The 24425-nt window shown below is 68.0% G+C and carries 20 protein-coding genes, 2 tRNA genes and 1 pseudogene; 10 read left to right on the top strand and 13 right to left on the bottom strand.

Annotated elements, in window-relative coordinates; all coding sequences use genetic code 11:
- Positions 1–288, top strand: a pseudogene (locus BCL67_RS15595) (IS481 family transposase); the annotation flags it as partial.
- 40 nt (positions 289–328) lie between these two features.
- On the opposite strand, the gene BCL67_RS02705 reads toward BCL67_RS15595, so the two are convergent.
- The 3 genes from BCL67_RS02705 to tadA all read right to left on the bottom strand — a co-directional run bounded on the left by BCL67_RS02705 (position 329) and on the right by tadA (position 1553).
- Positions 329–416, bottom strand: a tRNA-Ser gene (locus BCL67_RS02705).
- A 74-nt stretch (positions 417–490) separates the two neighbouring features.
- Positions 491–1012, bottom strand: coding sequence for an adenine phosphoribosyltransferase (locus tag BCL67_RS02710; RefSeq protein ID WP_106121935.1), 522 nt, complete (start codon positions 1010–1012; stop codon positions 491–493).
- Positions 1013–1052: 40 nt separating this feature from the next.
- Entirely contained in the window at positions 1053–1553 is a 501-nt protein-coding gene (gene tadA / locus BCL67_RS02715; protein ID WP_258174705.1) for a tRNA adenosine(34) deaminase TadA, read from the bottom strand.
- A gap of 66 nt (positions 1554–1619) precedes the next feature.
- Between tadA and upp the strand changes: the two genes are divergently transcribed.
- The 3 genes from upp (at position 1620) to BCL67_RS02730 (ending at position 3809) form a co-directional block, all read left to right on the top strand.
- A complete protein-coding gene (gene upp, locus BCL67_RS02720) occupies positions 1620–2255 on the top strand; it encodes a uracil phosphoribosyltransferase (protein ID WP_036473377.1) in 636 nt (211 codons plus the stop codon).
- Positions 2256–2503: 248 nt separating this feature from the next.
- On the top strand, positions 2504–3295 hold the full coding sequence (locus BCL67_RS02725; protein WP_106121936.1) for a winged helix-turn-helix domain-containing protein: 792 nt from the start codon (positions 2504–2506) through the stop codon (positions 3293–3295).
- A gap of 7 nt (positions 3296–3302) precedes the next feature.
- Positions 3303–3809 (top strand): SixA phosphatase family protein, encoded by a 507-nt coding sequence (locus BCL67_RS02730; RefSeq protein WP_106121937.1) that lies wholly within the window; start codon positions 3303–3305, stop codon positions 3807–3809.
- 1 nt (position 3810) lies between these two features.
- Here the strand turns inward: BCL67_RS02730 and BCL67_RS02735 are convergent, their stop codons facing one another.
- From BCL67_RS02735 to BCL67_RS02750, 4 genes are read right to left on the bottom strand one after another with little or no spacing between them, the layout of a single operon-like run.
- Positions 3811–4077, bottom strand: a complete 267-nt coding sequence (locus BCL67_RS02735; protein ID WP_106121938.1) for an HPr family phosphocarrier protein — start codon at positions 4075–4077, stop codon at positions 3811–3813.
- The gene (locus BCL67_RS02740) at positions 4074–6134 is read right to left on the bottom strand and encodes a PTS fructose transporter subunit IIABC (protein ID WP_106121939.1); all 2061 of its coding nucleotides are present in this window, start codon (positions 6132–6134) and stop codon (positions 4074–4076) included. Before BCL67_RS02740 ends, BCL67_RS02735 begins: the two co-directional genes overlap by 4 nt.
- Positions 6131–7186, bottom strand: a complete 1056-nt coding sequence (locus tag BCL67_RS02745) for a 1-phosphofructokinase family hexose kinase (RefSeq protein ID WP_106121940.1) — start codon at positions 7184–7186, stop codon at positions 6131–6133. The genes BCL67_RS02740 and BCL67_RS02745 overlap by 4 nt, the downstream gene beginning before the upstream one ends.
- Positions 7183–7980: a DeoR/GlpR family DNA-binding transcription regulator gene (locus BCL67_RS02750; RefSeq protein ID WP_308737943.1), complete on the bottom strand. Its 798-nt coding sequence runs from the start codon at positions 7978–7980 to the stop codon at positions 7183–7185. The genes BCL67_RS02745 and BCL67_RS02750 overlap by 4 nt, the downstream gene beginning before the upstream one ends.
- 235 nt (positions 7981–8215) lie before the next feature.
- Here BCL67_RS02750 and BCL67_RS02755 point away from each other — a divergent pair, with 235 nt between their 5' ends.
- The gene (locus tag BCL67_RS02755; protein ID WP_106121941.1) at positions 8216–9280 is read left to right on the top strand and encodes a universal stress protein; all 1065 of its coding nucleotides are present in this window, start codon (positions 8216–8218) and stop codon (positions 9278–9280) included.
- Between the two features lie 93 nt (positions 9281–9373).
- Here BCL67_RS02755 and BCL67_RS02760 read toward each other — a convergent pair whose 3' ends face one another.
- The 3 genes from BCL67_RS02760 to BCL67_RS02770 form a co-directional block, all read right to left on the bottom strand.
- Complete coding sequence (locus tag BCL67_RS02760; RefSeq protein ID WP_106121942.1) at positions 9374–10360, bottom strand: zinc-dependent alcohol dehydrogenase family protein; 987 nt, start codon at positions 10358–10360, stop codon at positions 9374–9376.
- 7 nt (positions 10361–10367) lie between these two features.
- Complete coding sequence (locus BCL67_RS02765) at positions 10368–11576, bottom strand: DUF4389 domain-containing protein (protein ID WP_219886374.1); 1209 nt, start codon at positions 11574–11576, stop codon at positions 10368–10370.
- A 257-nt stretch (positions 11577–11833) separates the two neighbouring features.
- Positions 11834–11907: transfer RNA gene (locus BCL67_RS02770), tRNA-Arg, on the bottom strand.
- A gap of 375 nt (positions 11908–12282) precedes the next feature.
- Here BCL67_RS02770 and BCL67_RS02775 point away from each other — a divergent pair.
- The gene (locus BCL67_RS02775; protein WP_106121943.1) at positions 12283–14157 is read left to right on the top strand and encodes a phosphoenolpyruvate carboxykinase (GTP); all 1875 of its coding nucleotides are present in this window, start codon (positions 12283–12285) and stop codon (positions 14155–14157) included.
- Positions 14158–14203: 46 nt separating this feature from the next.
- On the opposite strand, the gene speB is transcribed toward BCL67_RS02775, so the two are convergent.
- Both speB and BCL67_RS02785 read right to left on the bottom strand, forming a co-directional pair.
- Positions 14204–15208, bottom strand: coding sequence for an agmatinase (gene speB / locus BCL67_RS02780; protein ID WP_106121944.1), 1005 nt, complete (start codon positions 15206–15208; stop codon positions 14204–14206).
- 46 nt (positions 15209–15254) lie between these two features.
- Positions 15255–16874, bottom strand: a complete 1620-nt coding sequence (locus BCL67_RS02785) for a BCCT family transporter (RefSeq protein ID WP_106121945.1) — start codon at positions 16872–16874, stop codon at positions 15255–15257.
- A 261-nt stretch (positions 16875–17135) separates the two neighbouring features.
- Here BCL67_RS02785 and BCL67_RS02790 point away from each other — a divergent pair, with 261 nt between their 5' ends.
- From BCL67_RS02790 to BCL67_RS02805, 4 genes are all read left to right on the top strand, one after another.
- Positions 17136–18755 carry an SLC13 family permease gene (locus BCL67_RS02790; RefSeq protein WP_106121946.1) on the top strand — a complete coding sequence of 540 codons (1620 nt, stop codon included), beginning with the start codon at positions 17136–17138 and terminating at the stop codon, positions 18753–18755.
- A gap of 56 nt (positions 18756–18811) precedes the next feature.
- Entirely contained in the window at positions 18812–19573 is a 762-nt protein-coding gene (locus BCL67_RS02795) for an SDR family NAD(P)-dependent oxidoreductase (RefSeq protein WP_106121947.1), read from the top strand.
- A gap of 203 nt (positions 19574–19776) precedes the next feature.
- Complete coding sequence (locus tag BCL67_RS02800; RefSeq protein WP_106121948.1) at positions 19777–21753, top strand: threonine/serine exporter family protein; 1977 nt, start codon at positions 19777–19779, stop codon at positions 21751–21753.
- 82 nt (positions 21754–21835) lie between these two features.
- Positions 21836–22627: a carbon-nitrogen hydrolase family protein gene (locus BCL67_RS02805; protein ID WP_181255863.1), complete on the top strand. Its 792-nt coding sequence runs from the start codon at positions 21836–21838 to the stop codon at positions 22625–22627.
- Between the two features lie 17 nt (positions 22628–22644).
- On the opposite strand, the gene BCL67_RS02810 is transcribed toward BCL67_RS02805, so the two are convergent.
- Entirely contained in the window at positions 22645–24363 is a 1719-nt protein-coding gene (locus tag BCL67_RS02810; RefSeq protein ID WP_106121950.1) for a flavin monoamine oxidase family protein, read from the bottom strand.
- Positions 24364–24425 lie beyond the last annotated feature (62 nt).

The following is a 24425-nucleotide window of genomic DNA, read 5'->3' on the forward strand; positions in this document are numbered from 1 at the left end:
TATGCGGCCTATATCGGCAGGGCTAAGGATGGGCCCTCGCCGTTGGGTCCGGATGAGACCCGGTACCGGCATGACCGGATTGATATCAATGGGACGGTGACTCTTCGGTACGAATCCAGGATGTATCACATCGGGGTGGGGCGAACCCACGCCCGAACCCGCGTCGTGTTGCTGGTCAAAGACCGCCACATCATGGTCGTGGACTACCGCACCGGTGAGATCCTCAGAGACCTCGTCCTGGACCCTTCACGGAAGTATCAGCCACAAAGCAAAACACCCCGAACCTGACGGTTCGGGGTGTTTCCTATCTATTGAGACAGGACATCGGCGGTGACGGTGGGATTTGAACCCACGGTGCGGGGTAACCGCACACAGCATTTCGAGTGCTGCACCTTCGGCCGCTCGGACACGTCACCAGGCCCGTTGAGTATACGCAAACATCTCGCGCTCACCCAAAAGCACCCATGGGAAACACCCGCCGTGCGGGTGGTCAGCTCGTGAAGAGCGCGTGCACCTCGCCGCAGAGCCGGCGTCCGCCGAGCGCCTCGATCTCCAGGACGACGGCAGCGCCGGCCACCCGGCAGTCCAGCTGGCCGATCAGCTCCCGGGTCGCCGCCAGGGTGCCGCCGGTGGCCAGCACATCGTCGACGATGAGCACGCGATGCTCGGGCTTGAGCACATCGGGGGCCTCGATCACCGCGGTGCCGTACTCCAGGGTGTATTCCACTCGGCCGGCAGGGGCGGGCAGCTTTCCGGCCTTGCGGATGGGCATGAATCCGGTGCCGGTGAGCGCGGCGATCATCCCCGCCAGGGTGAAGCCGCGCGCTTCGATCCCGGCGACCATGTCGAAGGTTCCGTCGAAGGGGGCCACCAGGCCCTCCGCGATCGTGCGCAGCGCCGTGGGATCGGCCAGCACGGGGGAGATGTCCTGGAAGAGGACGCCGGGTTCGGGGAAGTCGGGGGTCACCGCGAAGAGCGACTGCGCGTGGGCCAGCTGCGCGGCGGAGGGCATGGAGAGCTGCGGTGAAGTTGGTGTGGACACGACGCCAAGCCTATCCGCGGAACTGCTCGAAGAAGGAGCGCAGCTGGGCGGCGCACTCCTCGGCCCGGACCCCGGGATGGACCTCCACCCAGTGGTTGAGCCGGGGTTCCCGCAGGATGTCGAACACCGATCCGGCCGCCCCGGCCTTCTCGTCCCAGGCGCCGAAGATCACGTGACCGATCCGAGACTGGTAGATCGCCCCCGCACACATGGCACAGGGCTCCAGCGTCACCGCAAGCACGCAGCCGTCCAGACGCCAGGTCCCCAGCGCGGCGGCGGCGGCGCGCAGCGCGGAGATCTCCGCATGGCCGGCCGGGTCACCGTCTCGCTCCCGAGTGTTGAAGCCCTCGCCGAGCACCTCCCCAGAAGCAGAGAAGACGACGGCGCCCACCGGCACGTCGGCACTCGCGCCCGCCTCGGCGGCCAGTTCGAGGCAGCGTCCGACGGCGCTCTCCTGATCTCCGCGTGACCGGGGGGACCACGCGGCGTCGGACTTCAGGTTCTCGGTCACCACCCAAGACTATTGGGCGGGGTGGTCCGGGGCTTGATCTGCAGGGGTGCTGGTAGTTTTGAGTCCATGCGCGTACAGGTTGTGGAACACCCACTGATCTCCCATAAGCTCACCCAGCTGCGACGGGTGGAGACCGCTTCGAACCAGTTCCGTGAACTGACTCGCGAGCTGGTCATGCTGCTCTCCTATGAGGCCAGCGGCTCCATCGCCACCGAACCGGTGGAGATCCAGACACCGGTGGCCACGATGACCGGCACCCAGCTGGCGGATCCCAAGCCGCTGGTCGTGCCGATCCTGCGCGCCGGGCTCGGCATGCTGGACGGGATGACCGCGATGGTCCCCACCGCAGAGGTCGGATTCCTCGGGATGGCCCGCAATGAAGAGACCCTCGACATCATCACCTACGCCGAGCGGCTCCCGGATGACCTCACCGGCCGCCACGTCTTCGTGCTGGACCCGATGCTGGCCACCGGCGGCACCCTCGCCGAGGCCATCCGGTTCCTGAAGAAGGCCAACGCGGCGAAGATCACCTGCATCTGCCTGCTGGCCGCCCCCGAGGGCATCGAACGCCTGCGCGAGAAGGTGGGCGACATCGAGGTGGAGCTCTACCTCGCCGCCATCGACGAGAAGCTCAACGAGAAGTCCTACATCGTCCCGGGGCTCGGCGACGCCGGCGATCGCCTCTACGGCCTCGCCCAGTAGCTCTCCCGGCACGACCCTCCCAGGCGTGCTGGAAGCCTGGACCCTGGCGCCGTCCGACGTGCCGCGTTGCATCCTTCGAGGAGCCGGTCAACCGGCCTACAAGGCCTGATTATGTGATCCCGGTCACAAAATGGTCTCTGGATCTCATTATGTGGAAGATCCCCCCTTTTGTTACTTGCGGATTCCAAATGTGACGGACACGCTGTAATGGATACCACCGTCCACCTGCAGCGGGGGAGTTGCCCACGATGTCCGCACACCTGAGTCAGCCACAGAATCCTGGCTACGTCCATGTCTCCGTGCGCAACGCAGCTCGCCGCGCCGAGATGGCCCGTCGGATCCGCGCTGCCAATGCCACCGACGAGTCTCGAGACGCCCACCCGCGCACCTCGCCGGTGCCGGTGGTCGCACAGAACGGCGGGGGACCGCAGATGGTCCAGCCCGATATCGTGACCCGCGGCTTCGTCGTCTACGTGGGCCTCGACGAGGACGCCGCCAGCGCGGCGGGAACCTCGCTGCACAAGATCGCCACCGAGCTGCGCGACTACGTGGAACACATCGCCTCCGAGGCCCAGGTGCACATCGCCATGGCCCTGGCCTCCGCCGCCCACGAAGGCAGCGACCTCGAGGTCGTGCGGCAGGCGCTGGGTGATCCCACCGTCACCCACCGCGGCGTCGAGGTGCCCATCAACACCCCGCCGGCGCCCACCAGCTCCGGGGTGCTGATCGATCTCTCCCGCCGCGAGGTTCGGCTCGACGGTGAAGGCCTGAACCTGACCTTCAAGGAGTTCGAACTGTTGAACTACCTGGTCGACAACGGATCGCGCACCGTGGGACGCGAGGAGCTGCTCAACACCCTGTGGCGCAATGTGGACCCGGACCAGATGCCCAACGAGCGCACCATCGACGTGCACATCCGCCGGCTGCGCTCCAAGCTGGGACGCCTGGCCAACACGGTGCGCACCGTGCGAGGCCAGGGCTACCGCTTCTACGAGCACCCTGAGGTCACCGTCTGGGCGGCCCCGGAATACTCGATCTAGGCCTGTCGTGCCTGAACTTCTGATCCTGCGCCACGGCGAGTCTGGACACTCCTTCTCCGGTGACGACCACAGCCGCACGCTCACCCGCCACGGGCAGGAGCAGGCGCGCGCCGTCGGACGCTGGCTGGTGAGTTCGGGCAATCTGCCGGACAACACGATCTGCTCGGATGCGATGCGCACCCGGCAGACCTGCATCTGGGTCAACCACGAGCTGGGGGAGAAGGCGCCGACGCCGTACCTTGACTCCCGGCTCTACCTCGCGCCGCCGCGCTCGATGCTCTCGATCATCAATGAGGTCCCCGAGACGGTGCGCACGCTGCTGGTGGTCGCCCATATGCCCGGGGTCCAGGAGCTGAGCATGGGCCTGGCCTCCGCGCTCTCGCAGGAGGATCCGGTGATCCAGATGGCCGGGTCCTGGCCGCCGGCCGGGATCGCCCGGTTCCAGGTGCACAAGCCCTGGGTCGAGCTTGACGGACGCGACGCAGAGCTCACGGACTTCTTCACCGCCGGCTGAGTCAGCCCGCCGTCTCCAGCATCCGCACCAGCGTCTCCAGGGCCTGCTCAGCGCCTGCTCCACGGGCTCGCAGCACCACCTGGTCGCCCTGCGCCACGTCCAGGCTCATCACGCCCAGCAGGCTGTCCGCCTGCACTGAGAGCTCCGGCGCGGCTGCCTTCGCGATCTCGACCGGGACCGGCTGTTCTGCGGCTGCATACGCGAACGCCGCGGCAGGCCGGGCGTGGAGCCCGGCCGCCGCGGCGATCACCGCAGTGCGTTCAATCATGCAGCAGAGGTTACACCCTTACGTGCCCAGCGCTTCAGGGCGATCACCGTGAACGCGGTGACGATGGAGCCTGCCAGCACGGCCACCAGGAACAGCCAGAAGTTGTCGATGGCGAACGGCACGAAGATGCCGCCGTGCGGGGCGTAGGAGGTGATGCCGAAGGCCATGGTCATGGCGCCGGTCACGGCACCACCGATCATCGAGGCCGGCAGCACGCGCAGCGGGTCGGCTGCGGCGAACGGGATGGCGCCTTCGGAGATGAAGGCTGCACCCAGGAGTACGGCGGTCTTGCCGTTCTCCCGCTCGGCGGGGCTGAACAGGCGAGCATCGATGAAGGTCGCGAAGGCCATGCCCAGCGGCGGGACCATTCCGGCCGCCATGACGGTTGCCATGATCATCAGCGGTCCGGTGCTGCCTTCGGCGACGGCGGCCGAGAGTCCGGCCACGGCGAAGGAGTAGGCGACCTTGTTGACCGGTCCACCGAGGTCGAAGCACATCATCAGACCAAGGATGATGCCGAGCAGGATCGCTGCCGAGCCGGTCATCCCGTTGAGCCAGCCTTCGAGGGCCGCGGTCAGCGCGGCGATCGGTCCGCCCAGGACCAGGAGCATCAGGCCACCGGCAACCAGAGTCGCCAGCAGTGGGATGATCACCACCGGCATCAGTCCCGAGAGCCAGCGCGGAACGCTGAGCTTGCGGAACCACAGCGCCACCGCACCGGCGAGGACACCGCCGACGATGCCGCCGATGAAGCCGGCATCCATGGTCAGCGCAATCGCGCCCGCAGTGAAGCCGGGGGCGATGCCGGGACGATCGGCCATGCCGAACGCGATATAGCCGGCCAGCGCGGGGACCAGGAAGCCCATGGCTGCTCCACCGAGGGTGAAGAAGACCGACCCAAGGTAGCCGCCGAGCGACCCCCAGCCGAGGAACTCCTCGGGCAGCTGATCAGGTGTGGGCAGGTTCCACAGTGAGTTGCCGAGCGCCACGTCGGTGGCGACCTCGGTGATGTTGTAGCCGCCGAGCAGGAAGCCCAGGGCGATCAACAGGCCACCTGCGGCGACGAAGGGGATCATGTAGCTGACGCCGGTCATCAGGATCCGCTGGGTGGCGCGGCCGAAGCCTTCGCGCTCCCCGCTGGCAGCGGTGCTGCCGTCGGAGTCCCCGGATCCGCCCGAAGGCACGACTGCGGCGTTCGGGTCCTTCGCCGCGGCGAGCGCCTCGGCGATCATCTTGGCCGGCTCGTCGATGCCGCGCTTGACCCGTGAGGCGATCACGGGCTTGCCGGCGAAGCGGTGACGGTCGCGGACGTCGACGTCGGTGGCGAAGATGACGGCATCGGCGGCGGCGATGGTCTCGGCGCCCAGCGGCGTCGCGCCCGAGGAGCCCTGGGTCTCCACCTGGAGCTCCACGCCGGCTTCCCTCGCGGCCTTCTTCAGCGAGTCGGCCGCCATATAGGTGTGCGCGATGCCGGTGGGGCAGGCGGTGACGGCGACGAGCCGACCGACCGTCGTGGTCGTCTTCTCAGTGGCGTCTCGGGTCCCGGCGGTCGATGCGGCGGTGCTCGACGAGGAGCTGCGGCCCCCGGCGTTGGCGGTCACCGGGGCCGGCTGAACGGCCTCGGCCACCAGGTCGACCACGCGCTGCTCGGAGTCGGCGCTGCGCAGATCGGCGAGGAACTCGTCGTTGATCAGCGAGGTCGCCAGGGCCGAGAGGATCTTCAGGTGAGCCTGATCGGCGCCGTCGGGGGCGGCGATCATGAAGACCAGGTCAGCCGGGCCGTCGGTGGAGCCGAAGTCCACCGGCTGCGCCAGGCGGGCGAAGGCCAGCGTGGCTTCGGTGACCGCGCCGGTGCGGCAGTGCGGGATGGCGATGCCGCCGGGCATGCCGGTCTCGGAGGTCTCCTCGCGGGCCCAGACGTCGGCGGCGAGTTCAGATACGGCGGTGCTGCGTCCGGCAGAGCCGACGAGTGCGGCGAGGGCGTCGATGACCTCGCGCTTGCTGCCGGCGGTGAGCTTGTCGAGGCTCACCAGGTCCGGCGTGATGATGGTATTCATGATGTCTCCACATTCACGGTAGTGGTCGTTCTCGGGTTGAGGATGAGGTGTTCGGTGCTGAGTTCTGCGGTGCTGAGGTGTTCCGGTGTCGGCATGATGGAGCCGGGCAGACTTGCCGCGGCTCGTCCCATGGCCATGGCGTGCTTGAGTGATTCGGTCTCTGAAGCTCCGTCCTGGGCGGCGGCGATGAATCCGGCGAGGGAGGCATCACCGGCTCCCACGGTGGAGCGCGGCACGATCGGGGGCCCCCAGGCGCGCAGCGCGGCGGGCGCAGCCTCGCGTGAGCTCGCCGTCAGCTGGGGGATGAGCACCGCACCATGGGCACCGAGGGTGACCAGGGCGGCGTGAGCACCGTGGTGCTGCAGCTCGGTGGCGAGCTGCACGGCGCGGGCGGGGTCGTTCTCGAGCTCCTCGGCGAGTCGCTGCGCGGCCGCCGGGTGGGTGGCCGCGGAGCCGGTGAAGGCCGCGTGCAGCTCGAGGAGTTCTTCGGCGTTGGGCTTGATCAGGTCCGGCCCGGCGGGCAGTGCTGCCGCCAGCGGTTCCCCGGAGGTGTCCAGCGCGATCTTCGGCGCCTGGTCTCCGAAGGTCTCGCGGAGCGCGGTGATGGCCTGGGCGTAGAAGTCCACCGGGACTCCGGGGGGAAGCGACCCGGCCAGCGCGACCCACGAGGCGCCCGCTGAGGCCTGAAGCAGGAGCTCCAGCAGAGCGGCGGTGAGTGCGGCGTCGAACGCTGGTCCGGGTTCGTTGATCTTGGTGGTGATCCCCTGCGGGTCGGTGATCGCGGTGTTGGTGCGCAGCGGTGCGCCCAGCGGCAGCGCCCGAGCTTCCACGCCGAGCTCCTGCAGGGCGAGCAGCACCGGATCTCCGGCGTCACCGGGGAGCACCGCCAGCGACGGCGTGCCGGCTGCGGTGAGCGCACGGGAGATGTTGACTCCCTTGCCCCCCGGCTCAGCGGTGTGACCGATCGCGCGCTGGACCGCGCCGGTGCGCAGCGGAGCGTCGAGCTCAAGCGTCTTGTCGAGGCTCGGGTTGGGCGTGAAGGTGACGATCATGGGGTGACCGCCACGATCACTCGGACATCGGCCTCGTCGAGCGCGTGGGCGAGCTCGGGGTGCGGTGCGGCATCGGTGATCAGCACATCGATCTCCTCCAGGGTTGCGAACTGTACAAGGGTGCGTTGGCCGAGCTTGCTGGAATCTGCGAGCAGCACGACCTGACGTGCGGCGTGGACCAGTCCGGACTTCACCGCAGCCTCGGCGGTGTCCGGGGTGGAGAGGCCGAAGCCGGCGTCCACGCCGTTGGTGCCGATGAACGCGACGTCGGCCTGGCGGCGAGCAAGCGTGGCGACAGCCTGGGCGCCCACCACGGTGCCGGTGATCCCGCGGACCTTGCCGCCGAGCACCTCGACATCCAGGGAGCTGACCTCGGCGAGCTTCTGCGCGATCGGGACGGAGCTGGTGGTCACGAACCGGGTGTGTCGCTGTGCCTCGTCCGCGCCCAGCAGGTCGGCGAGGGCCTCGGTGGTGGTGCCTGCGTCGAGCAGCACCGAGGCATCGGGGGAGGAGGGGACGAAGCTGAACGCCTCCCGGGCGATCGCCCGCTTCTGCGCGGAGTGCTCGCTCTGCCGCTGCCGCAGCGAGGTCTCCCGGCGCGACGGTGCGGAGCTGGCGACGGCGCCGCCGTGGACTCGCTGCAGCGAGCCGGCGATCTCGAGCTGGTCGAGGTCACGGCGGACGGTCTCTTTCGTCACCTTCAGGTCGCGGGCGATCTCCTGGACCGTGATCGTGCCGGTGCGGCGCAGTCGGTCGAGGATCCGCTCGTGCCGCTCGGGGGCGAGCAACGTCATGCTGAGCTCCTTTTCAGTGACCCAGACCACTTTCGTGTGGGTTTAGGCACACTTTATCTGTGTTTGCCTGTGTATGCAACAGGTTTCGTCCCACTCACAGGTTGGCTGTCGGTGGCACCGTGTGACGCAGGACACGCGGGCTGGCGGGATCCGTCATTTCGCCTGCGTCGTGAAAGTGATCTGATCGTGAAAACAATCCCCGCACATGACTGGAAACAAGGCGTAACCTTGTGCTATGGCTGAGGCACACGAAGCCACCAGCAGCGGCGTCCCAGGCGTGCTGGTCGGTATCGACGGGTCGGCGGGCAGCGAGCGCGCCTTCAAGGTGGGACTGATGATCGCCAAGCAGCGCGAACTGCCGCTGCGTCTTATCGGAACATTCATTCGACCAGTCGTGACCGACGACTACTACGTGAGACAGCTGGACCAGTACCGGTCCGAGGCGGCCCATTCCGTGCAGGACATGCTCGACGAATACTCCGGCCGGGCGGCCGAGGCAGGCGTGGTGGTCACGTCCCGCACCGCTGAAGGCGACGCCGGAGCAACCCTGGTGGATGAGAGCAGCGAGGCTCGCATCGCCGTCGTCGGCAAGCGTGGTCGCAATCGGTTTGCCGGGCGGTTCCTGGGCAGCGTCTCCGGGAAGCTTGCCGCACACGCACACTGCCCGACCCTCGTGGTGCCGGAGCGATGGGAGTCCGACTCCGAGTCCGAGCTGATGGCACCCGAACAGGACCGGCCGGACGCCGAGGCGGCCCACGATGAGCCGGTGAGTCTGATGGAGGAGTCCTCGGCGCGTGAGCACAGCCGACGCTCGTTCGCGAACGTCACTGATGAGCTCAACTTCGACTCCGAGATCGTGGTCGGGGTCGACGTCGGCGACCGCGCCTCCGACGTCGTGCACCTGGCCGCCGAGGCGGCGGACCTGGTCAACGCGCCGCTGACGCTGGTCTCGGCGGCCCCGCTGAACGCCCAGGGGCACTGGTATCCCAACACCGTGGAGCACAACCTCGAGCTGCCGAATCTGCGCCGGCGCTACACCGACCACCTTGAAGCGATGACCCAAGAGGTCGCCGCGAAGTCCACCGGTGTCCCGGTGCGCTGGCAGTTCTTCGACGGCTCCCCGGCGGGCGTGCTCTCCGAAGCCTCGCGCACCGCGACGCTGGTGGTGCTCGGCACCCGCGGTCATGGGGGATTCGCCGGGCTGCTGCTGGGCTCGGTGAGCCAGGCGGTGCTGAACCGGGCTGTCTGCCCGGTGCTGGTGATCCCGACGCATGAGCCACGGAGGTCCCACAAGCGCTGAGGTCTCACAAGCGCTGAGGTCCCATAGGCGCTGATGTCGCATGAGCACTGAAGCCGCCGGGTCGCTGAACTGGCGGAGTGAGACGGTCTTCGGTCAGAGGGCGAGCACCAGAGACCCTGAGACGCGGCTTCGGCGGAGGTCCTCCAGGGCGACCGGCAGCGCGTCGAACTCGTACGGTGTGACCTCTGCGCGGATGTCGAGTCGCTGGGCCAGGCGCAGGAACTCGATGCCGTCGGCGTGGGTGTTGGCGGTGACGCTGCGCAGATCTCGTTCGTGGAACAGGGTCTGCTGGTAGGGCATCCGCGGGAGATCGCTCACGTGGATCCCGGCGATCGTGACGGTGCCCCCGCGCGTCGTCGCCTTCAAGGCTGCAGGCACCAGGTCTCCGACGGGAGCAAAGATGATGGCGGAATCCAGCGGTTCCGGAGGGTCGCCGAAGCTGTCGCTGACAAAGTCGACGCCGAGCTGTCGGGCCAGCCTGCGGTTGGTCTCCCCGCGAGTCATGACGCAGACCCGTGCCCCGGCGGCCATCGCCAGCTGAGCCGTCAGGTGCCCGCTGGAGCCGAAGCCGTAGATGCCAAGAGTTCCTCCCGGGGGCAGTCTGCTCCGAGCCAGCGCCCGGTAGCCGATGATTCCGGCGCAGAGCAGCGGGGCGGTCTGCACGGGATCGATCTCGGTGCCCAGGGGGTAGGCGAAGCCGGCGGGGACGGTGACGTAGTCGGCGAAGCCGCCATCGGTGTCCCACCCGGTGTAGAGCGAGTCTGGGCAGAGGTTCTCCCGGCCGGACCGGCACCAGGCGCAGCTGCCGCAGGTCCGACGCAGCCAGGCCGCGCCGAGGCGATCTCCGATCTCGATGCGTCGAACACCCGAGCCTCGAGCCTTCACGATTCCGATGATCTGGTGCCCGGGGACGACGTCGGCGCGGTGCGGGGCCAGTTCGTGATCGATGACATGGAGATCGGTGCGGCAGATTCCGCAGGCCTCGACGCGCAGCAGCACCTCATCGGGCTCGGGAATGGGAACGGGGAGGTCTGTCCGTCCAAGGGTGGAGCTGATCGAGCTGCTGGACCAGGCTCTCATGGCGCTCCTAGACCCAGTCCGTCCACGTGGTGGGGTCGGTGCGGGTGCGTTCCGGGGTGCGGCCGGTGACGCTGCCGTCCTCCCACCCGGGTTCGACCGGGCCCTGATCGAGCCGGAAGGGCGGGTACTCATCGCGCATCAGCATGACGTAGGCGGCGACCCGGTGACCCCAGCGGTTCAGGCCCATGACGAAGTCGAAGATGCCCGGTCGATACCGCCCGGTGAAGAGCAGGATGATGACCGCGATCAGCAGCAGCAGGCCCAGCAGCGAGAAGCCGGCTCCGGGTCCGGTCATCGGGCCGGTGGTGCCGGTCTCGTCCCAGCTGCTCTGCCAGCTGGTGCCCGAGGGGCTGGTGAAGATCCCGATCAGCAGCAGGTGGGGAATCGCCAACAGCCAGGACTTCACCAGCACCAGCCCGTGCGAGAGCCGCTCCGGATAGGCGATGCTCAGGTCCGCCGGATAATTCGCGTGGGCCAGGGTGAAGGGGGGATAGCGATCTGTCGCCAGCGCCGAGTAGCCGTAGAACGCCACTCTCCAGGACCAGCGCAGCACGCCCACGTTGAAGCAGAACCAGGCGCGGGGGTACTTCCCGGTGAACAGGATGACCAGTCCCGCGGCGATGGTGGTGACGAATGCGGCGAGCCAGAGCAGTGCCAGCACGATGTAGTGCGGGATCGCCAGCAGCCACTTCACCAGCCAGAGGCCGCGGGAGGGTGGGGCGTCGAGGAATCCGGTGAGCCGGACCGGATAGACCGGCGTCGGCTGCGCCGGGCGGGGCGCGGCCAGGCCGCCGGGGTCAGCTGGGTGCGGGCCAGCTGGGTCGACGTCGGCTCTGGTGCCTCCGCGGGCGTCGGTCAGACGCTTCGGATCGATGTCGCGCCCAAGCCCGGCCGCACCGAAGAGCAGGGCGACGACGCCGGCCACGAAAGCCGCCGCGCCGATGATCAGCAGCGTCGGAATGGTGTCCTGCAGCTGTTCCCACCACTGCGTGGCCTGCTCGGGATCCCATTCGGCCATGTAGTCGACCCGGTGGTACGGCCTGAATCTCCACTCGCTCGGCTCCGGGATCAGGCTCGCCACCGCCGCGGTGAGCAGAAGAGTGCTGCCTGCGCCGTGCAACAGCGCACCGGCGATGAGCAGAACCCATTGACCCGGTCTCATCTTCGGGGGAGTGGGTGAGTCCTGGGGCGGCCTGGGTGAAGGTGTCTCTGCCATGGCGAGCTCTCTCGGCTGGATCTCCCGTGGGATCTGATCCAAGGATAGGACTGGGAAAACTCCGGGGGAACCCTTGGGACCAGACCGGCGTCCGGCGCACCAGACTCGTCTCTCCGGCGATGGCTGCAACACGGTGGTCCGATATTCGAGCCGGCGTCGGTGCCGCGGAGTTCGGGCGGGGCCGAAGACTCGCGGCACAGACAAAAGCACCCCTGCAAATCATCAGATTCGCAGGGGTGCTTCTTCTCGTTCTTCTGTGCGCCCAAAGGGATTCGAACCCCTGACCTTCGGTTCCGTAGACCGACGCTCTATCCAGCTGAGCTATAGGCGCATCTTCACTTTTCACTGCCTGACCGCTGGGCGATCGCGACCTAGAAGACTATACACGGACCCTCGAGGGCCGACAAATCAGCTCCTGATCATCCTCGGCTCAGCGCGGTGGAACAACGCCTGCCCCAGCTCAGCGCAGGGTCTGGACCGAGGCGGCGACCATAGGGGAGCCACGCCGTCGTCGTTTACAGTCCCGTCATCTGGGAACGCTACAGTGGTATGTAGCTGGTCCCCATCGGTGTTGACGGGGATGCAGGGATGAGTGCGCACAGTGCTGTGGGCACCTGAGGACATCGACGATGTCCCACTTCCTTGGGTCCTGGTCTCACCAACCAGGAGGGGGTCAGAACGAACCTGTACCCAATGGAGGGAAACAATGGTCAACACCGTTGCAACGGCGCCCGGTGCGAATGGATCGTCTGGATCGAGGACCACAGATCCCGAGATCTCGGCTGATGCTCCCACAACACATGCCCCGCTGCTGAACTTCGTCCAGGAGATCGCAGCCCTCACCACGCCGGACCGGATCCACTGGGTGGACGGATCCGAGGCCGAGTACCGGAGACTGACCGATGAACTGGTCGAGTCCGGAACCTTCACCCGGCTCACGAGCCCTGATTTCCCCAACTCCTTCGCCGCGTTCTCGGACCCGGCCGATGTGGCCCGCGTGGAGTCCCGAACCTTCATCTGTTCCGAGAATGAGCGCGACGCCGGCTTCACCAACAACTGGGTCGACCCGGCCGAGATGCGCGAGAAGCTTCGGGGCGTCTTCGACGGCGCGATGCGCGGCCGCACGATGTACGTGATCCCCTTCGTGATGGGCCACCTCGACGCCGAGGACCCCAAGTTCGGGGTGGAGATCACCGATTCGGCCTATGTGGTCACCAGCATGCGCATCATGGCTCGGATCGGCACCGATGTGCTGAACAAGATCGAGGAGCTCGACGCCTTCTTCGTGCCGGCGGTCCACTCCGTCGGCGCGCCCCTGGATCCCGGTCAGCAGGACGTGCCCTGGCCGTGCAACGAGGAGAAGTACATCGTGCACTACCCGGAGACCCGGGAGATCTGGTCCTACGGCTCCGGCTACGGCGGCAACGCCCTGCTGGGGAAGAAGTGCTACGCGCTGCGCATCGCCTCGGTGATGGCCCGCGACGAGGGCTGGCTCGCCGAGCACATGCTCATCCTCAAGCTCACCAGCCCCGCCAACCGCAGCTACTTCATCGCCGGCGCCTTCCCCTCGGCCTGCGGCAAGACGAACCTCGCGCTGATCGACCCGACTCTCGACGGGTGGAAGGCCGAGACGCTCGGCGATGACATCACCTGGATCCGCCCGGGTCATGACGGCGAGTTCCGCGTGGTCAACCCGGAGTCCGGCTACTTCGGGGTCGCCCCGGGCACCGGCTGGCACAGCAACGCCAACGCCATGCGCGCCATCGCGAAGGGCAACTCGGTGTTCACCAACTGCGCGCTCACCGACGACGGCGGCGTCTGGTGGGAGGGCATGACCCCCGAGGCCCCGGAACACCTCACCGACTGGCGCGGCGAGGAATGGACGCCAGACTCGGATCGGCCCGCGGCACACCCCAATGCCCGGTTCTGCACCCCGATCGATCAGACCGACATGTTGGCTCCGGAGTACTTCGAGCCCAACGGGGTGAAGCTGGACGCGATCCTGTTCGGCGGACGGCGCAAGACCACCGTCCCGCTGGTCACCCAGGCTCGCGACTGGAAGCACGGCATCTTCTTCGGCGCCACGCTCTCCTCAGAGACCACTGCCGCAGCCGAGGGCGCGGTGGGCAATGTGCGCCGCGACCCGATGGCGATGCTTCCCTTCATCGGCTACGACGCTGGGGACTACCTCAAGCACTGGGTGGAGGTCTCCGGTGAGGCCGATCAGTCCAAGCTGCCCGAGATCTTCCTGGTGAACTGGTTCCGCAAGGGACGCGACGGGAAGATCTCCTGGCCCGGGTTCTCCGAGAACTCGCGCGTGCTCAAGTGGGTCACCGAACGTCTCGAGGGCGGCGGCAAGGCCGTGGAGACCCCGATCGGCTTCACGCCCACGATGGATGGACTGGACCTTACCGGGCTGGACATCACCCCCGAGGCGCTCGAGGACTCGATCACCGTCCGCCGCGACGAATGGGTCACCGAGCTCGAAGGCATCGACGAGTGGTTCGCCCAGTTCGGCGATTCCCTGCCGGAGTCCATCGCGGCCGAGAGCGAAGAGCTGCGTCGTCGTCTGACTCCCTGAGGTGTCCTGACGACCTGAGCTGAGGCAGAAGGCTCGGCCCGCGCGTTCAGCGCGCTGGCCGGGCCTTCTCTGCGCCCATCGCCGAGATCAGCTCGTAGAGCACGTGCGCGGCCGCGATCCCGGTCAGCTGCGCATGGTCATAGGCGGGGGCGACCTCCACCACGTCCACCCCGACGACCTGCTGATCACTCAGCGCGCGAATGATCCGCAGCAGCTCACGGCTGGTCAGCCCGCCGGCCTCGGGGGTGCCGGTGCCCGGGGCGTGCGCCGGATCCAGCACGTCGATGTCCACCGAGATATAGACCGGCTTTCCGGCCAGGCGCTGCTTGAGCCGGTCGATCGCCGCCGCGACTCCGTGCTCCTCGATGAACTCACTGGTGGTGATCTGGAACCCCAGCCGCGCGTCGTCGGCCAGATCCGCCTTGCCGTAGAGCGGCCCGCGGATGCCCAGGTGGGCGCTGGCGCTGAGATCGATGAACCCGTCCTCGGAGGCGCGGCGGAACGGGGTGCCGTGGGTCAGCGGCGCCCCGAAATAGGTGTCCCAGGTGTCGAGGTGCGCGTCGGCGTGGAGCACCGCCACGGGTCCGTGCTTCTCGGCGACGGCGCGCAGCAGCGGATACGCGATCGTGTGGTCTCCGCCGATCACTGCGAGCCGGCCCGCGCGGGTCAGGAGGTCCTTCGCGCCCTGGTACACCTGCTCCATCGCCTCATCCAGGTCGAACGGGTTCGCCACGATGTCCCCGGCGTCGGCCACCTGCTGCACCGCGAAGGGAGCGATGTCCTGGGCAGGGTTGTACGGGCGCAGCAGCCGCGAGGACTCCCGCACGTGCGCAGGGCCGAACCGGGCGCCCGGCCGGTAGCTGACGCCGGAGTCGAAGGGCACCCCGGCCACCGCGATGTCCGCGGTGCCCACCGCGTCCAGCAGCGGCAGCAGCGCGAAGCTCGCCGCCCCGGCGAAGCGCGGGGTCCGGGAACTGTCGCGCGGCCCCACCGGGGCCTCTGGCTGGGCAGGGGTCTGCGGGTGCTGGGTCGACGCGTCGTGGGTGTCCATACGCCTCATTGTCGCGCAGAAGACGCCCGGAACGGGGAGCTCGGCGCTAGGTGCGCGGCTCCGCCCGGACCGGGGTGCGCGGGGCGCCGTGGCCGGCTGCGGTGTCGGTGAAGCGGGCATCACCGCGCAGCTGTTTGATCAGCGAGATGCCCAGCAGCGTCACGATGATCGTGAACGGCACCGCCGAGAGCAGCGCGGTCTGCTGCAGCGCCTGAAGCCCGCCGACGATCAGCAGGACGACGGCGCACAGCCCGGTGAGCAGGCCCCAGGTGCCCAGCATCGGACGGCTCGGGTACATCGAGCCGCGGGAGGAGAGCACACTGAGCACGAAGGTGTTCGAGTCGGCGCTGGAGACGAAGAACAGCACCACCATCAGCACCGTGAGCACCGAGGTGATGGCCGTCAGCGGCAGCTCACCGAGCAGCGCGAAGAAGGTCACGTTGGTGTCCTCCAGGGTCGCCTCGCCGATGCTGGTCCCGGAGAACATGTCGAGGTGGATCGCAGAGCCGCCGAAGATCGTGAACCAGAGACTGAACACCAGAGTCGGCACGCCCAGCACCGCGACCACGAATCCACGGATGGTGCGTCCCTTGGAGATCTTCGCCAGGAAGATCCCGACGAAGGCTCCCCAGCTGAGCCACCAGGCCATCATGAAGTAGGTCCACCACTGCATCCACTGCAGGTCCTCCGGGGTGCTCGGGGTGAGCAGCGCGACCATCGGGAACTCGGCGACGAACTGCCCCATGGACCGGAAGTAGAGGTTGCTGATGAAGCCGGTCGGGCCCACGATCAGGACGAAGAGTCCCAGCGCCGCGGCGGCCAGCATGGTCGCCTTGCTGATCCACTTGATGCCGCGGGTCACTCCGGACATCGCAGAGAGCGTGAAGACCACGGTGATCCCCGCGATGATGACGACCTGCACGAACAGATCCGAGGGAATGCCGGTGAGGCTGTTGACGCCTTCGGCGATCTGCGCCGCGCCGAGCCCCAGCGATGTGGTGGTGCCGAAGAGCGTCGCGATGATGGTGAAGATGTCGATGAGCTGACCCGCCCATCCGTCCATGCTCTTGCCGAGCACCGGGCGCAGCATCGGGGAGATCAGTCCGGAGTTGTGCAGACGGTGGGTGGAGTACGCGATGGCGAGGCCGAAGACGCCGAACAGCGCCCAGGCGTTGGGGCCCCAGTTGAAGTAGGAGAACTGCATCGCCCGCACGGCGGCGTCCATGGTCTCCGGCTCGGCGAGCCCGTGCGGCGGCGCCATGAAGTGACTCATCGGCTCGGCCGCGCCGTAGCTGATCAGACCGATGCCCATCACGGTGCCGCAGATCATCGCGATCCAGGACCAGTTGCTGAACTCCGGACGATCGTGGTCCTCGCCGAGCCGGATCTTCCCGAACCGGCTCAGTCCGAGGTAGACCATCAGCACGATGCAGCCCGCGGTGACGACCAGATAGGCCCACCCGATGTTCTGCGAGGACCAGTTCGAGGCTGCTGTCATCACCAGATTCAGCTGCTCCGGGGCCAGTGCGGCCCAGAGCACGAAGCTCAGCAGCGCGGCCACCGAGATGAGGAAGACTCCGTTGGGGCGGGAACGGCGTGCTGGCGTGCTGCCGCGGTTCTGCTCAGCATCTGGCACCGTTCGGAGTGCCTTGTCCTGGCTGTTCATCTGTGTCACGCGTCCTTGGCTCAGCGAGCAGAGCCAACAGCCCGCCGCGACGAATGCGCAGGCGGCTGCCAGAACATCGGGGACAAGCATACGCAACCACGCCCGGACGGTCGGACCGCGACGACGCTGAGCTGCCGGTGGGTAGGGAGCTCCGGGACTGTGGCCCTAGTCAGCCCACCGGGGGTGCTCTACATTGTGAGCCACACGTGACACGTGTCACAGCAATCGCTGGAGGGGCCAGCAGGAGGCGGGGACAGCGCGATGAGTGATCAGCCCGGGGGCGCGACGCCCGACCAGGCCCAGCGTGGGGACGACATCGATACCGAAGGTCCCACGCGCTCACCGGCGAAGACCTGGGCCTTCCGGGGACTCGGCGTGGTCCTCGCGATCCTGGTCTGGGCGCTGCTGGGCGCCGCTGACATGTCCCCCGACGCCCGGCTCGTCGCCGGGGTCGCGATCCTCATGGCCGTGTGGTGGATGACCGAATCCATGCCGCTCTCGGTCACCTCGCTGCTGCCGATCGTGCTCTTCCCGGTGCTCACCGCCCTGGAGATCGGCGAGGTCACCGCCCCCTATGCCAACCCGATCGTGTTCCTGTTCCTCGGCGGGTTCCTGATCGCGATCGCGATGCAGAAATGGAACCTCCACCGCCGGATCGCGCTGCTGACCCTCAAACGCGTCGGCACCCACCCCCGCCAGATCATCCTGGGCATGATGATCGCCACCGCGTTCCTCTCCATGTGGGTCTCCAACACCGCCACCACCCTGATGATGCTGCCCATCGGACTCAGCGTGCTCACCCTGGTCATCGAGAACAGCCGCCACACCGGCACTGATGAGCAGAACGCCTCCATGAACGAAGACATCCGCTCCGGCAAAGCCATCAGCGACGTCATCGAGAACCGCGAGGTCCGGATCTTCGGAGTCGCCCTGGTGCTCTCCATCGCCTGGGCCGCGACCATCGGCGGGCTGGGCACCCTGCTGGGCTCCCCGCCCAACGCCATCGTCGCGGGCTACATCAGCGAAGAACTCGGCCAGACCGTCGGATTCGCCCAATGGATGATGCTCGGCGTGCCGATCGTGATCGTGTTCATCGGGCTCTCCTGGCTGCTGATCACCCGAGTGATGTTCCGCTTCCAACTCCCGGAGATCCCCGGCGGCAAGAAGCTCATCGAAGAAGAGATCGCCGGCCTGGGCCGGATGAGCCAGGGCGAGAAGGTCGTACTCGGCGTGTTCATCCTTGCCGCGTTCTGCTGGATCGTGCCCGGAGTGCTCTCCGGGATCGGGACCATCGGGGAACAGCTGCCCTGGCTGGAACTCTTCGATGACACCGTGATCGCCATCGGCGCCGGGATCCTGCTCTTCCTGATCCCCGGTGATAAGCGCGGGAACATGACCCTGCAGTGGAAGGACGCCGAGGAGGGCCTGCCCTGGGGCGTGCTGCTGCTCTTCGGCGGCGGCCTCTCCCTGGCCGCGGCCGTGGCCAGCACCGGACTCGACGCCTGGTTCGGTGAACAGGTCAGCGGCCTGGGCGCGCTGCCGATCGTGCTGCTGCTCGCGGTGGTGGTCACCATCGTGCTGCTGCTGACCGAGATCACCAGCAACACCGCGACCGCGGCGACGTTCATCCCGATCCTCGGCGGTGTCGCCGTGGGGATCGGGGTGGACCCGATCACGCTGCTGATCCCGGCCGCGCTGGCCGCGACGTGTGCGTTCATGCTGCCGGTGGGGACCCCGCCGAACGCGATCGTCTACGCCACCGGGTATGTGAAGATCACCGAGATGGTCCGTGGTGGCCTGGTGCTCAACGTGGTCGGGGTCATCTTGATCACGATCTTCACCGTGCTCATCGGCCCGTTCGCCTTCGACATGGTCTTCTGATCCGGTCCAGACCGTCTCGGGAGAGGTCTGCCGCCACTCGCCTGGAGGGAGAAGTCGTGGCCAATGTGCTGGTGACCGGTGGCTCGCGGGGCATCGGTGGAGCGATCAGCAGGGTGCTGGCCGCGCGCGGCGATGTGATCGCCGTCCATTTCGGCTCCGACAGTTCGGCGGCTGAGCAGATCATGGGGCAGCTCGAGGGTGCGGGGCACATGCTGGTTCGTGGCGATCTCCGCGACCCCCAGGCGGCCGCCGACATCGTCGGCCACGCTGTGACCGGTCTCGGCAGCATCGACGTTCTGGTCAACAACGCGGCGATCGCCCCGAGCGACTCGACCGCTCATCGGATCGACGCCGTCGACTATGCGTCATGGCAGCGGGTCTGGAACGAGATGCTCGCGGTGAACCTCCTGGGTGCGGCGAACCTGAGCTATCTGGTGACCCGGCACCTGATCGATCGGGGTGCACCGGGTTCCATCGTGAACATCGGCACCAGGGGCGCCTTCCGCGGAGAGCTGGACTTCCCGGCCTACGGCGCGGGCAAGGCGGGTCTCCACGCACTGGGACAATCCCTGGCCCTCGCGCTGGCACGGCACGGCATCTCCGTCACCTCGATCGCCCCCGGGTTCATCAGTTCCGAGCGTCAGTCGTCGAAGCTCTCGGGAGACGCCGGCGACGCCCTCCGCTCGCAGAGTCCGTTCGGGCGAGTCGGCACTCCAGCAGAGGTCGCGCAGGCAGTGGCATACCTGACCTCTCCGGAAGCGGTCTGGGCCTCCGGCGCGATCCTAGACTTCAACGGCGCATCACACCTGCGCACCTGAGGCGTCTCCAAGGCCTGCGCCCCGACCTCGTGCGGCGAGCGGTGCCCGCGTGCCGCTCCGATCCAGCAGGACGCCGGTCACGATCGAGACGACGGCACGCTCGACGGCCGGGAATCAAGGGGGTTTTCTCAGCTGTTCCACGCGTGGCAGAATCACAGGACCGATCAGGGTTCTTCCCAGATGCTCCACGTCGCGGAGGCCCTATGCAGCCCCATGATTCCCCGCAGTCGCACACCGGGTTCGTGCCGGTAGACCCTGACGCTGTCCGCGAACCCGCGAGAGACTCCGCAGAGACGGATGCGGACACCCACTTGGCCATCGATCCGCGCATCGATCGTGATGAGCACGAGGCTCTGCTGCGGCCGATCGTGCGGCCCGCCGAGGAGCCCGAGGACGACGTCGGCTTCGCGCGCAGCCTCACCCAGCACGTCCTGGACTCCTGGCACCACTCGGCCGCGGAGGAGACGCTGCATGACTGGCCCGAGGCGGTGCATGATCCGGAGGTCCAGGGCAGCCCGGAGTCTTATAGGTTCGAGGACCTGACGTCCGCGCCGCAGTTTCCGACCACGACGTATTTTCCTCCCGATGCGGGAGGCGGATCGAGGCACTGGTCTGAGTCCCCGTCCGACCCCCTCTCGGATCATCAGCTGTCTGCGGACCGCGGTGCCTCCCGATGGCCCGCGCAGCCCGGTGTGGACACCCCGGTGGAACCGGACCCGGGACAGCAGGACGCGGCAGGCCGAGGGCCGGCGCCTCGGCAGTCCGGGCGCAGCAGCATCTTCCCGGGACGACTCCTGGCGAGCAGGCTGATCCGTCCCGTCTCGCAGGCGACGGGGCAGATGTCGACGTTGGACTGGCTCTCCGGGACTCCCTTCGAGAACCCGCATCAGGCCCAGGAACCGGGAGAGGCCGATGAGCTCGTCACGATCAACCTGGTCCTCGACCTCGGGGAGGCGCTCTTCCGGTATGGCGCCGGCGCGCTGGAGGTGGAGACCTCGATCCTCGCGGTGACCTCGGCCTTCGGGATGAAGAACACCGATGTGGACATCACCAATCAATCGATCATCCTGAACTGGTCACCCCCGGGGAAGATTCCGTACTCGCGGGTGCGGGTGGTGCGCTCCTGGTCGGCGAACTTCCGGGCGCTCTCCGAGGTGCACACCCTGGTGACCGATATCGCGTTCGGGCGGATCACCCGCGCCGAGGCGGAGGAGACGCTGCAGGACATCATCGGCGACCCCAAGCCGTACCCGCGGTGGGTCGTCGCGATGTCAGGGGCGCTCTTCGCGGGGCTGTTCGCCAGCTATACGGGGGCGCCGCTGCTGGACGCTTCGCTGGGGTTCCTGGCCACGCTTCTGGTCCTCGCGGTCACCCGCCAGCTCACGATCTGGCGGGTGCCGGAGATCTTCACGCTGGCGGTGGGCGGCTTCCTGGCCACCGCGGTGGCGCTCTGCGCCCTGACCCTGGGGGCACCGATCACCACCTCGATGGTGGTGGCCGGGGGACTGATGATCCTGCTGCCCAGCGTGCGGATCGTCTCAGCCATCCAAGATGCGATCAACGCGTTCCCCATCACTGCGGCGGGCAGGCTGGTCTCCTCGCTGGTCGCTTTCTCCGGGCTGACGGCAGGGATCATGGTCGGCGTCGTGCTCACCGGTCGGGCCGGCGCCCCGGAGTTGGACGTCACCCAGGAGATCATGCGGATCTACCATCCCGGGGTCCTTGCCGCCCTGGTGTTCCTGACCGCGATCACGGCCGCGGTGGTGCAGCAGGCTCCCTACCGTCTGCTGCTGCCCACCGGAGCCGTCGCGGCGCTGGGGTTCGCCGGGGTCTCCGCGGGCGAGGTCATGGGCTTCGGCGGGTGGTTCACCCCGATCCTGGGCGCCACGGTGGTCGGTGCGCTGGCCCGGGTGGTGGCACTGCGACTGCGCGCCCCGCAGCTGGTCGTGGCGGTTCCCGCGATGATGTTCATGCTCCCGGGCCTCATCGTCTTCCGCGGGATGTATCAGATCGCGATCAGTGAGTCCTCGATCAACCGGACCGCAGGTCTCTATGAGATCTTCGATGCGCTGATCATCATCATGGCCATCGCCGCCGGGATCGTGCTCGGAGACGTCCTGATGCGGCCGCTGACGAAACGACTCCAGTCCAACGAGCGCACCAAGGGACGACGACGCTGACCTCCGCCCCGCGCCCTCCGCGATGATCTCCGGCCTCCGCGCTGCCAGCCACCTTTCGCGCCCCAGGAGGGATACTGGGTCCATGCGAATCGCGCTGATGCAGCACACCGCCCGCCCGCTGGAGTCCGAGCACAATCTGGAGCTGATCGACGACGCCGCAGCCCGGGCCCGCGCCCAGGGGGCGCAGCTGCTGCTCACCCCGGAGCTCTTCGGCTTCGGCTATGTCCCGGCGCAGATCCGCGCCCAGGTCAGCGCGGAGCAGGTCGACGCCGTCCGGACCCGGCTGCGCGGCATCGCCCGGGACCGTGACATCGCCCTGGTGTGGTCGCTGCCCGGTGCCCAGGCCCCAGATCGTCGCGGCATCACCGCCGAGCTCGCCGACGCACACGGTGAGGTGCTCGCCAGCTACCAGAAGGTCCAGCTCTATGGGCCCCAGGAGCAGGCTGCGTTCGTTCCGGGTGAGCAGCCGCCACTGGTGGTCAGCTGGGGCGGTGTGCAGGTGGGGCTGCTGGTCTGTTATGACGTGGAGTTCCCGGAGATGGTCCGCGCCGCCGCGGTGCGCGGAGCCCAGCTGGTGCTCGTGCCCACGGCCCTGGCGGGCGATGAGACCTCGGTGCCGGGGATCCTGCTGCCCGCGCGTGCGGTGGAGAACGGGATCACCCTGGCCTACGCCAATCACTGCGGCCCCGAGGGCGGGCTGGTGTTCGATGGGCGCAGCGTCGTCGTCGGACCTGCCGGGCAGGTCCTGGGGGAGCTGGGTGCTGATCCGGGTCTGCTGGTCGTGGACCTGCCGGAGCCGCCCGAGGAGCGAGGTGCCGGCGGCGCGGACTACCTTCACGACCGGCGCGCCGAGCTCCACCGGAGCTGGCTCTAGCCGCCCGGCGCAGCCGGTCAGTCCAGCCGCACCGGGGCGAGGTCATCCCAGACGTCGCCCGGACCTGGGTTCTGTGGCGCCGCGGCACCGCCGAGGTGGTGGAGCACGCCCCAGACTGCGTTCAGCGCGGTGGTCACCGCGCCGTCGGCCCAGCCGGCGGTGAAGGAGATGTCATCTCCGGCGAGGAAGACCCCGCGCTGATGCTCCGGCAGTCGGTCCTGGACGAAGTGCCCGAAGAGCCGCTCCTGGTACCGGTAATGTCCCGGCAGGTTGTTCTTGAAGGCACCCATGAAGTTCGGGTCCGCCTCCCAGGAGACCGTGATCGGCTCGCCGATCATATGCGCGCCGATGTCCACCCCGGGATAGATCTTCGCCAGCGAATGCAGCATCAGCCGGGTCCGCTCCGCGGCATCCAGCGGCAGCCACTTCAGCGCGTCGTCGTTCCAGGTGTAGCTCAGCAGGATCGCGGCGGGCCGATCCGGGCCCTCATCGAGCAAGTAGGTGGCCCGGGGGAGTCGATCGGTCAGAGTCATGGACATCACCGGGCGCCCCGTCTCCGGGTCGATGTCGCGCCAGAAGGGCCGGTCGACCATCACGAAGGTCTTCGAGGAGAGCATGTAGTGGCTCTTCTCGATCGCGGTCCACATCGAGGGGGCGAAGAGGTTCTCGTCGGTGTCGATGCGCGCCGAGAGCAGCCAGGACTGACAGGTCACCACGGCGGCCGCGAACTCCTGGGTGCGGCCCCACTTCTCGGTGACCCGCACCCCGCCTCCGGGCAGCGCCGGATTGGTGCCGCGGTGGATCCCGGAGACCGCCCCGCGCGGGGCTCCGCCATGCAGGGACTCCAACGACGTCCCGGCCGCCCAGTGCTGCAGCTGCTCGGGCCGGTGCTTCCACAGCTGGACCGGCAGGCGCTGGGCGCCGCCGACGATGCTGCGGTGGTGATCATCGGCGCCGGTGAACACCACGCGCAGCACCTCAAGGATCGAGTTGGTGAAGTCGGTGTCCCACCCGCCGCTGCCGAAGCCGACCTGGCCGAAGGCCTCCAGGTGCTCGAAGCTCAGCTCCTTGAACGCCTGCGTGGAGGACAGGAACCCGTAGAAGGACTCATCGTCGAAGCGCTCCACCAGCTGGTTCCAGAGCCGCTTCAGCTCAGGAACATCGCGGTCACAGATGGCCTGCTGCACCGCCACGAGGTCCGCCTCCTCGGTGAGGGCGCGCTGCCAGGCCTCGGCCACCTCCGCAAAGAACGGCGGCAGATGGCTGGCGTCCTCGGCGTAGTGGGACTGGCCCTTGAGCTCGATCACCGTGGACGGTGCGGCCGCGGTGAGCGGGTTCGGGAACTCGCGGGTGGGCAGGTCGAGAAGATCCACATAGTGGTAGAACGCCTTGCCCGAGGTCGGGAAGCGCATCCCGCCCAGATCCGCGACCACCTCCGGGGCCGCGGCGAAGGACTGCGTCTTCAGCCGGCCACCGATCTCCCCGGCCTCGAAGATCACCGGTTTCAGTCCCAGCTTCATCAGCTCATAGGCGGCGACGACGCCGGCCAGCCCGGCCCCGATCACCGCGACCTCGGTGCCCTGCGCCTGCTCGGGGATGCTGCCGAGCCCGGCCGGGTGCTGCAGGTAATGGTCGTAGCTGAAGGGGAAGTCCGGGTTCAGCATGGTGAGCGTGGCCTCTCCGGGCGCGGCGTCCGCCGGATCAGGAGTCTCGGGCAGCGGGCTGGAGAGCGTCATACCGATCAGCTTATGGGTCCGAAGCGTGAGTTCAGCTGACCTCCGGCGGGAGACACCCCGCT

Origin of the sequence: Nesterenkonia sandarakina (genome assembly GCF_003003175.1) — a bacterium.
GTDB classification, from domain to species: Bacteria; Actinomycetota; Actinomycetes; order Actinomycetales; family Micrococcaceae; genus Nesterenkonia; species Nesterenkonia sandarakina_A.